Here is an 8039-nt window from a genome sequence, read left to right as displayed (position 1 = left end):
GCTGATGGGGCTGGACGGGGGCACGCTGGACTTCGAGCCCACCTCGCTCGACTTCTCCTCCCCGGACGACGGGGACGACCAGGACGGCGGCCGCGGGATTTCGCTCGCCGGCTTTGGGGACGAGGAGGACGCGGGCGATCCGCTGCCGCTGATGGGGCTGGACGACGGGGAGGACGGCGGGGGCGACCTACCCCTGATGGACAGCGGCGACTTCGACGGAGACGCCGGCGGCTACGGCGGCCGGCTGCCGCTGATGGACGACGAAGACGAGGATGGCGAGGATGGCGGCGGCGACCTGCCGCTGATGAGCTTCGATGACGAGCCCGCCGCGCCTCCTCCCCCGCCCGCCACGCGCCGTGCACCCGCGCGCCGCCGGGCGCCGGACCCGGAGCCGGCGTTCGTGCCAACCGTGGACCGGCTGGATGACCTGCGCGCCCACGTGGCCGCCGAGCCCGCCGACGAGGCTTCGCGCGACGAGCTCGTCCGCGAGCTGCGCGCCCGCGGGCTGGCCCACGACGTGGAAGGGGTGCTGGAGAACGCCCACCGCGCCTTGGCGGCCCGGGGGATGTACTACGAGGCGGTGGCGCCCATCACGGCGCTCATCGGGCTGCGGCCGGACGACGGCCTGCTGCTGCAGAAGCGGGTGGAGTACGCCTTCCGCAGCGGCCGGCCCGAGCCGCAGGTGGAGGCGTACCTGGACCTGGGCCGCCACTTCGCGCGCCACGGGCACGACGGCAAGGCCGCGGCGGTGTTCAAGCGCGTGCTGGAGCTGGACCCGCACAACGTGGAGGCGCGCGCCGCCGCCGCGCAGCTCGCCCCGGCGCCCGCCGCCCCGGCCCCGCGGGCCCCCGCCGCGCCTCCGGCTGCCGCGCCCGCCCATCCGGCCGCCCCGTCGCCCGCCCCCGCGGCCCCGCCGGAAAACGAGTACGTGGACCTGGGCGCGCTGATCCTGGGCGACGACGACGAGGGCGAGGCGTCCACGCGCTTCATCGTCGAGGAAAAGGAGCCCAGCGGCGACGAGGACAAAGACTTCGCCGAGATGCTGGCCAGCTTCCGCCAGAAGGTGGCCGAGAACATCGACGTCGAGGACAACGCCAGCCACTACGACCTGGGCGTGGCCTTCATGGAGATGGGGCTGATCGACGAAGCCATCTCCGAGTTCCAGGTGGCGCTGCGCGGCGGGGCCAAGCCGCTGGCCACGCTGGAGCTGCTGGGCCAGTGCTTCGTCGAAAAGACGCAGTACGCGGTGGCCGGCCGCGTGCTGGACCGCGCGCTGAAGCTGCCCGGGGTGGCCGACGGCGACCTGGTGGGGGTGCTGTACCTGCTGGGCCGCGTGGAAGAAGGCACCGGCCGGCCGGACACGGCGCTGGAGTACTACGAGCGCGTGGTGTCGGTCGACATCCGCTTCCGCGACACGGCGCAGCGGGTAGACCGGCTGCGCGCAAGCCGTGGGGCGGCGTAGGTTTGACGACGGGCGGCGCGCCCCCTAGCTTTCGCGGAAACCCATGAGCCAGAAGCCCATCCGCCACGCATGACCGCGCGCACCGCCGTTCCCCGCCTCGCCGACATCCAGGCCCCCATCCGGGAGCGTGTGGATGGCGTCGTCGACGAAATCCGCCGGATCGTGGTGTCGGATTTCGCCCCGGTGGAAACGGTCAACGAGTACCTGCTGAAGATCCGGGGCAAGCTGTTCCGCCCCAGCCTGCTGCTGCTGTGCGACAACGTCGAGGGCGAGCAGTCGCCCCAGGCCGAGACGCTGGCCGCCATCGTGGAGCTGGTGCACCTGGCCACCCTGGTGCACGACGACGCGGTGGACCACTCGGTGCTGCGCCGCGGCATGCCCACGGTGAACGCCCTGTGGAGCCACCAGGTGGCCATCATCATGGGCGACTACCTGTACACGCGGTCGCTGATGGAGATCACCCGGCTGGGCAAGCTGGAGCCCATCCAGGTGCTGGCCGACGCGGCGAACGCCATGACGGTGGGGGAGATGCGCCAGCTTTCGTCGCACGACGCGCTGGACTTTTCCGAGGCCGACTACTACCGCCTGATCGACAGCAAGACGGCCTCGCTGATGGGCGCTGCCTGCGAGCTGGGCGCGCTGACAGGCGCCCCGGCGCACCGCTTGGCGCTGAAGACCTTTGGCCGCGAGCTGGGGCTGGCCTTCCAGATCGCCGACGACCTGCTGGACTACACGGCCGACTCGGCGGTGACCGGCAAGCCCACGGGGCTGGACCTGCGCGAGCACAAGGTGACGCTGCCGCTGATCTACGCGCTGCCGCGCCTGTCGCCGGGCGAGCGTGCCGAGGTGGAGGCGCTGTTCGCGCACCCCGAGCCCAGCGACGCCATGATCGCGGGGGTGGTGGAGATCGTGAAGGCGCAGGGCGGGCTGGAATACGCGCACGCGCAGGCCATGGAGTGCGCGCAGCGCGCCGGCGAGGCGCTGGACGGGCTCCCCGAGGGACCCGCGCTGGAAGCCCTGCGCGACAGTATCGTCTACGCCATCGAGCGCCGCCGCTGATGCGGGGGCACTGCTCTTGCCTGCGCTCGGGGCGAGATCGAGGGAGCCAATTTCGAACGGGTTGGGGGGAGAATAGATGAGCGTCGCCACACGCCGTCGCGCGGGCCGTGTGCTCGTGGTGGTGCTGGTTGGGCTGCTGCTGGGAGCGCTGCTTTCGGAGCTGGCCATCCGGTTCATGCCCGAGAGCACCGCGCGCGCGTTCTTCACCACGTCGGTGGCGGCGGCCTTCGGCCCGCTGGTGATCGACCTGGTGGCTGTTGGGTTTACACTGGGGCCGCTCGTGCTGCGGCTGGATTTCCTGAGCCTGATGGGAGTCCTGGTCGTCGCCCTGGCCGTGCGCACCTGGCTGTAGGTCCACGCCACACGAAGTGAAAAGCCCTCCCCCGCGTCCGCGCGGGGGAGGGCTTTTCGTGCGTCGGGGATCGGGGCGGATCGACGGACGTTCGTGCATTCGTCGGGTGGGCCCCTCCCCCGGCCCCTCCCCCGGCAAACTGCGCCGGGAGAGGGGGGAACGTCGATCGAGGTTCGACTGGCGGCCGGTGCAGGCCGCGGCCGCCCCCTCTCCCGGCCTCTCCCCCGCAAACTGCGCGGGAGAGAGGAGAACTTCGATCGAGGTTCGACGGGGCGCCTCGCATGCCTTGGGAGCCCCCTCCCCCCGGCCCCCGTCCCCCGCTGCGCAGGGGAGGGGGAGACCTGAACTGCGCTTCGGCCGGCCTGGCGCACCCGGCTGCGCGTGCAGTCCGCGAAGGCGGACTTTGGGCCGTCGTTGCCGCGACTTCAGTCGCCCCAGCAGGGCCGGGACCTCCGCTTCCGCGCCCGGGGCTCGTACGTGCCGCGCACGCACTTCCGCACTCACGCACTCACGCACTTCCCTTTCCCCTGCCCTCCCGAGCGTGTATCTATGTATCCGCCATGACTCTATGGTTGCGACAGATGCGGACTCACCCGAAGAAGGCGGGGCGAACCGTTGGCTACTGAGTGGAAGAAGTTCGCGCGGCCGGAGCTGTGGCGCGAGCGGATCGTGGACGGATGGACAAGGCTGCGCGGCGCGTGGGGCAACCCGGCGGAACGCAAGCTGGTCATTGGGCTGGCCGCGCTGGGCATGGGCTCGTGCAGCACCGGCGGCGTGGTGGCGGCGTGGACGCGCGCGTGCGCCGGCACCTGCCCCTCGGCCGAGCAGATCGCCAGCTTCGCCCCGCGGCAGGCCAGCCTGGTGCTGGACGCACGCGGCGCGGTGCTGGGCCAGTTCTTCCGCGAGCGCCGCACCGTGGTAGACATCGACTCGCTGCCGCGGCACGTGTACATGGCCTTCGTGGCCGTCGAGGACCGCCGCTTCTTCGAGCACGAGGGCGTAGACCCCGTGCGCATGATCGGCGCGGTGCGCGATAACATCATCCGCGGATGGGGCGGCCCCGGCGGCAGCACCATCAGCATGCAGCTGGCGCGCAACCTGTTCCCCCAGCAGCTGCCGGCCAACGAGACCAGCGTGCGGCGCAAGTTCGCCGAGATCAAGCTGGCCATGCAGATGGAGCGGCGCTTCAGCAAGCGCCACATCCTGGAACTGTACCTGAACCACATCTACCTGGGCGCCGGCGCCTACGGCATCGAGGCGGCGTCGCGCACCTACTTCGGCAAGCGCGCGCGCGACCTGACCTACCAGGAGGTGTCGGTGCTCGCCGGCCTTCCCCAGGCACCCACCGCCTACAACCCGCGGCAGCATCCCGAAAGGGCCGAGGCCCGCCGCAAAATCGTGCTGAGCGCCATGGCCAACATGGGCCTCATCACCCGCGACCAGGCAGACCAGGCCGGCCGCGAGCCCATCGCCCTCTCGCCCCCGGGCGGCGCCATCAAGGCCCCGTACTTCGTGGAATCCGTACGGCGCGAGCTCGAGGAGCAGTTCGGCGAGCTGCTGTACACCGGCGGGCTGCGCATTCACACCGCCATCGACCCCGTGCTGCAGGCCGAGGCCGAGCGCGGGCTGGAAGAGCAGATCCGGCAGGTGGAACGGGGGGCGTTCGGCGGCTACACGCACCCCACCTACGAGAAGTTCACGCAGGGGCTCAAGCCCGGCCAGCCGGTGACCCACACGCCCTACCTGCAGGGCGTGGTGGTGGTGATGGACCCGCACACGGGGCTGATCCGCGCCATGGTGGGTGGGCGCGACTTCAAGCAGTCGCAGTTCAACCGCGCCACGCAGGCCCTTCGCCAGCCCGGGTCGTCGTTCAAGCCGTTCGTGTACGCGGCCGCGCTGGAAAACGGCCGCTCGCCGCTGTCCGGCATCTCCGACGCCCCCCTCTCCATCCAGGTGGGGAACGAGGTGTGGACGCCGCGCAACTACGAGGGGCGCGGGGGCGGATGGGCGTCGCTGCGGTCGGCGCTGCGCTATTCGCGCAACCGGGCCGCCATCCGCCTGGGGCGCGAGACGGGGATCGCGAAGGTTCGCGACCTGGCCGCGCGCACCGGGCTGGAAACGCGCATCCCCGGCTATCCCTCCGTGTACATCGGCTCGGCGGGGGTGTACCCGCTGGACATGATCGGCGCCTACGCGGCCTTCGGAAACGGCGGATGGCGGGTGGAGCCGCGCTACGTGGTGCGCGTGGAGAACCACCGCGGCCAGGTGCTGTGGGAGCCCGCACCCCCGCCGCGGCAGGCGGTGGCGCCCGGCATCTCGTGGATCCTCACCGACATGCTGCGCGAGGTGGTGGACCGCGGCTCCGGCGCCCCGGCGCGCGATCCCGCCATCGGCGGCCTGTCGTGGGACGTGCCCGCGGCGGGAAAGACGGGCACCACCAACGGCAGCACCGACGTGTGGTTCGTGGGCTACACCCCCGAGGTGCTGGCGGGGGTGTGGATGGGTTTCGACAACCCGCGCACCATCATGCCGAACGCCACGGGCGGCCTGCTGGCGGTGCCGGTGTGGGCGCGGGTTATGCGTACGGAATACGCCAGACGCAAGCCGCCGGAGCCGTGGAAGCGGCCCGCCGACGTGGTGGTGCGAAGGGTCAGCGGAGGGCGCGTGATGGCCGAGGGGTGCGGCGGGGGAACGCCGGACTTCTTTTCGGCGCGGCACCTGCCCGAGCCCGTCTGCCCGCGGAGCGCGCCGACGCCGTCCATGATCTTCGTGGATCCCACTCCCGAGCTGCCGGGACGGCCCGTGTTTCCCAACCAGCCGCGCGTGCCCCGGCCGGAAGACTTCGTGACTCCTGCACCGGGGGGCGCGAAACCGTAACGACACACTCTCGGAGTACCCGATATGCCCCTGCGACGGAAGCTGCTGATCGGTCTTGGAATCTTCGCCGCGCTGGGGCTGGGCGCCTTCGGGTGGCTGTGGTTCGCCCCGTGCGGCTTCGGCGGATGCGCCCCGGTGGGCGACCTGGAAAAGTACCAGGCCGAGGGTTCGCAGCTGTTCGACATGAACGGCAAGTCCATGGGCACGCTGGCCAGCGTCAACCGCCGCATCGTGCCGCTGGATTCCATGCCCAAGTACATGCCCCTGGCGGTCCTCTCGGTGGAGGACCGCCGTTTTTACAGCCACGGCGGAGTAGACTGGAAGCGCTTTCTGGGCGCGCTCTTCCGCAACGTGCGGGCGGGTGGGGTGGAGGAGGGCGGCAGCACCATCACCATGCAGCTGGCCCGCAACCTCTTTCCCGACCAGCTGAACTACCGCGAGCAGTCCCTGCGCCGCAAGGTGCTGGAGGTGCGCATCTCCCGGCAGATCGAGGGGGCGTTCAGCAAGGACAAGATCCTGGAGCTGTACCTGAACCACGTGTACATGGGCGAGGGCGCGTACGGGGTGGATGCGGCCGCGCGCACGTACTTCGGCAAGCCGGCCAGCCGGCTGACGCTGGCCGAGGCGGCGCTCATCGGCGGGCTTCCGCAGTCGCCCTCGCGCATCAACCCCCGCGAAAGCCGCGAGCGGGCAAAGAAGCGCCGCGACCTGGTGCTTCGAGAGATGGCCAAGGGCGGGCACATCACCCCCGCGCAGGCCGCCGAGGCGCAGGCCTCGCCCATTCGCCTGGCCCGCCGCCCGCCCTCGTCGCAGCGCGGCTCGTACTTCCAGGAGCGCGTGCGCCGCGAGCTGGAGGAGCGCGTGCCCGCCGAGCTGCTCACCGCCGGGCTTCGCATCTACACCACGCTCGACCCCGTGGCCCAGCGCGCGGCCGAGGAAGAGATGGCGCGCCAGGCCGACGCCATCGAGGCGGGCCGCTTCGGCGCGTACCGCCACCCCACCTACCCCGAGGCCAAGGGCGAGACCGACGAGGGCGCCACGGCGTACCTGCAGGGCTTCGCGGTGGTGATGGAGGCCGAAACGGGGGCCGTGCGCGCGCTCGTCAGCGGGCGCGACTACGACGACAGCAAGTTCGACCGCGTGTACCAGGGGATGCGCCAGCCCGGGTCGGCCTTCAAGCCGTTCGTGTACCTGGCCGCGCTGGAGCAGAGCGTGGCGCCCACCACGCGCTTCGACGACTCGCCGCTGAAGCTGGCCCTGTCCGGCGGCGGAACGTGGGAGCCCAAGAACTACACGGGCCGCTACGACGGACCCATCACCATGCGCGATGCCCTGGCGCGCTCCAAGAACACGGTGACGGTGCGCATCGCGCAGCAGGTGGGGATGGGCGACGTCATCCGCCAGGCCCGGGAGATGGGCATCACCACCGACATCCCCAACGTCCCGTCTACGGCGCTGGGCTCGGCCGAGGTGCGGCCCATCCAGCTGGTGTCGGCCTACGCCGCGCTGGCCAACGGCGGCAACATGACCGACCCGTACGTCATCCAACGCATCGAGGACAGCAAGGGCGAGGTGCTGTACGAGGCGGCGCCCCGGCGCGAGCGGGCGGTAGACCCGGCGGCGGCGTTCGTGCTCACCAGCATGCTGCGCGACGTGGTGGACCGCGGCACCGGCACCCCGGTGCGCGGCGCGGGCTTCCGCGGCCCGGCGGCGGGGAAGACGGGAACGACCAACGGCGCCACCGACATCTGGTTCGTCGGCTACACGCCGGACCTGGTGGGCGCGGTGTGGTTCGGGCTGGACCGGCCGGCCACCATCGTGCGCGGCGCGTCGGGCGGCACCATCGCCGCGCCGGTGTGGGGTCGGATGATGTCTCGCATCTACGCCAACCGGAAGATGCCCCCGGCGTGGAGCCCGCCCCGTGGCGTGCTCACGGAAACGGTGGACCGGGCCACGGGCTTCGCGGTGGACCCGTCGTGCCCGGCGCGGGGGGAGACGTACACGGAATACTTCGTGAACTCGCGCCCGCCGCGCCCCATCTGCGACCCCGGCGCGTACGCCGGGATGTCGATGGACACGGCATGGATGGACGAGGAGGTGGGCGCCTACGCCTACGACATCCCGGCCGGGTCGTACGATCCCGACACGGTGGGTGTGGGCGACCTGCGCGAAAAGGGGATCGACTGGCCGGAGCTGGAGGCCCGGCGCCGCGCGGGGGATTCCGTGGCTACGCCGCTCCCGGGCAGCGTGGGAACGCCCTCGCCGCGCACCACCACGCCCCGCACGACG

Annotated in this window: 5 protein-coding genes; all 5 read left to right on the top strand. The window is 71.6% G+C overall.

Annotated elements, in window-relative coordinates; genetic code table 11:
• Window positions 1-1462 (top strand): tetratricopeptide repeat protein (locus VIB55_RS12700; RefSeq protein ID WP_331877019.1); only part of this gene is annotated, 1462 nt, incomplete at its 5' end.
• A 69-nt stretch (window positions 1463-1531) separates the two neighbouring features.
• Window positions 1532-2521 carry a polyprenyl synthetase family protein gene (locus VIB55_RS12695; protein WP_331877018.1) on the top strand — a complete coding sequence of 330 codons (990 nt, stop codon included), beginning with the start codon at window positions 1532-1534 and terminating at the stop codon, window positions 2519-2521.
• Window positions 2522-2597: 76 nt separating this feature from the next.
• Window positions 2598-2873: a hypothetical protein gene (locus tag VIB55_RS12690; RefSeq protein WP_331022361.1), complete on the top strand. Its 276-nt coding sequence runs from the start codon at window positions 2598-2600 to the stop codon at window positions 2871-2873.
• Between the two features lie 615 nt (window positions 2874-3488).
• A complete protein-coding gene (locus VIB55_RS12685; protein WP_331877017.1) occupies window positions 3489-5750 on the top strand; it encodes a PBP1A family penicillin-binding protein in 2262 nt (753 codons plus the stop codon).
• Between the two features lie 24 nt (window positions 5751-5774).
• A partial coding sequence (locus tag VIB55_RS12680; RefSeq protein WP_331877016.1) for a PBP1A family penicillin-binding protein occupies window positions 5775-8039 on the top strand: 2265 nt, incomplete at its 3' end.

The organism is Longimicrobium sp. (assembly GCF_036554565.1).
Taxonomy (GTDB): domain Bacteria; phylum Gemmatimonadota; class Gemmatimonadetes; order Longimicrobiales; family Longimicrobiaceae; genus Longimicrobium.
The sequence above is the reverse complement of the archived record's forward strand: the minus strand, read 5'-3'. Positions and strand labels throughout refer to the sequence as shown.

Bases quoted from the DNA above. Each gene is read 5' to 3' on its own strand.
- VIB55_RS12695 (WP_331877018.1), top strand. From the start codon at position 1,532: ATGACCGCGCGCACCGCCGTTCCCCGCCTCGCCGACATCCAGGCCCCC.
- VIB55_RS12690 (WP_331022361.1), top strand. From the start codon at position 2,598: ATGAGCGTCGCCACACGCCGTCGCGCGGGCCGTGTGCTCGTGGTGGTG.